This is a genomic window from Microcystis sp. M53602_WE12, assembly GCF_030065455.1.
Lineage (GTDB): Bacteria > Cyanobacteriota > Cyanobacteriia > Cyanobacteriales > Microcystaceae > Microcystis > Microcystis aeruginosa.
This window is the reverse complement of record NZ_JASJFB010000256.1, coordinates 1-1,251: the sequence shown is the minus strand read 5'-3', so window position 1 is coordinate 1,251 and position 1,251 is coordinate 1. Positions and strand designations below refer to the sequence as shown.

Genomic DNA, 1,251 nt, shown 5'->3' with positions numbered 1-1,251 from the left:
CTGCTCATATAAATCCCGTAGATTAGCCAAAGAAAAACCCCCAGACAAAAGCAAATAAACATAGTTAGGGACAAGTCCTTAGCCGAACGATAACGCCAAGTTTTAATCACTTGGGGTAAAAAAGAGACAGTGGTTAATATTCCCGCCACGATCCCGATTAGTTCAATAATATTCACCGCTTATCCTCTTGGCTTAGTTTCTCTCATTTTAAACTGTTGACTATCTAAATTACGCCTGACTTGAAAGAGGGTGTAGGGTGTGGGGTGTGGGGTGTAGGGAAGGAAACCTCTTTCATCTGTGGGGGTGAAAATTTTTTCATCGGGACTGACGACCGACTCCTAACCTCACCAAGAAACTTTTTCAGCAGACACTACTTATTGAGCGATTACTATCACCGAAGTGCCGATTTTTACCTTTTCAAATAAAGCCTTTATATCTCGATCGCGCATCCTGACGCAACCGTGGGAGACGGCCCGGCCGATGAGATTTTCTTGCGGTGTACCGTGAAAACCGATAAAATTGGCGCCATCGGTCCAAAATCCGATCCAACGCGCCCCTAAAGGGTTGTTTTTTCCCGATGGCACCAGTTGCCCGGTGAAAGGATGTTCCCAGACTGGTTCCCGCACCATCTGAATCACCCTAAATTCTCCCGTTGGGGTTTCCCAACCCGGACGACCGATCGCCACTGGGTAAGAAGCGATTATTTTCTGTCCTTGGTAAACAAAAACCCGTCTTTTTTTTAAATTCAGCAGCAAACGGGTTTCCGTTCGAGTTACCGTGGTTGCGGGAAGGGAATTGCCCGGACTAATGGGGGGATTGAGGAAAAATTCCCCTATTCCTAGACATAAACAGAGAATCGGCAGAAAAACTCGCATCTGATACCAGCAAAGTCAAAATTTTTTATCCGTATTCTAATCTGATTGTGAGGATGTCAAACCGTCGATATGGTGAGTGCGGGAGGGAAGGATAAAATCGCAGTCGAGTTGGGCTAATTCGGTTACCTAAAATGTCGGATGAATGCCCCCGCTAAATTTTTCGACAAGACATCAACCTTTGCGGGGGATGAAATCCGACCAGGATATTGACTGCGAAGCACGATTTTAATTCTACCATTTGTAGGTAAACTGTGTTATACTCAATTTATCCAGGGTCGAGGATTAATCGATGCTAGTCGTAGAAGCCAAGTTAAAAAACGGGACACCAGAACAATACCAAAGACTAGATGAAGCAATTAGGACATCTCAGTTTGTG

General features: G+C 44.9%; 2 protein-coding genes and 1 pseudogene. 1 reads left to right on the top strand and 2 read right to left on the bottom strand.

Annotated elements, in window-relative coordinates:
* Together PX482_RS09475 and PX482_RS09470 are read right to left on the bottom strand one after the other, a co-directional pair.
* The coding region (locus PX482_RS09475; protein ID WP_288122363.1) for a SemiSWEET transporter at positions 1 to 176 on the bottom strand (176 nt) is incomplete at its 3' end.
* A 198-nt stretch (positions 177 to 374) separates the two neighbouring features.
* The gene (locus PX482_RS09470) at positions 375 to 875 is read right to left on the bottom strand and encodes a L,D-transpeptidase (RefSeq protein WP_002758784.1); all 501 of its coding nucleotides are present in this window, start codon (positions 873 to 875) and stop codon (positions 375 to 377) included.
* Positions 876 to 1,164: 289 nt separating this feature from the next.
* Between PX482_RS09470 and PX482_RS09465 the strand changes: the two are divergent.
* Positions 1,165 to 1,251 (top strand): annotated as a pseudogene (locus PX482_RS09465) (transposase); the annotation flags it as partial.

What these genes read in the sequence shown, in the direction of transcription:
- PX482_RS09470 (WP_002758784.1), bottom strand. Translation starts at nt 875, where the DNA reads ATGCGAGTTTTTCTGCCGATTCTCTGTTTATGTCTAGGAATAGGGGAA.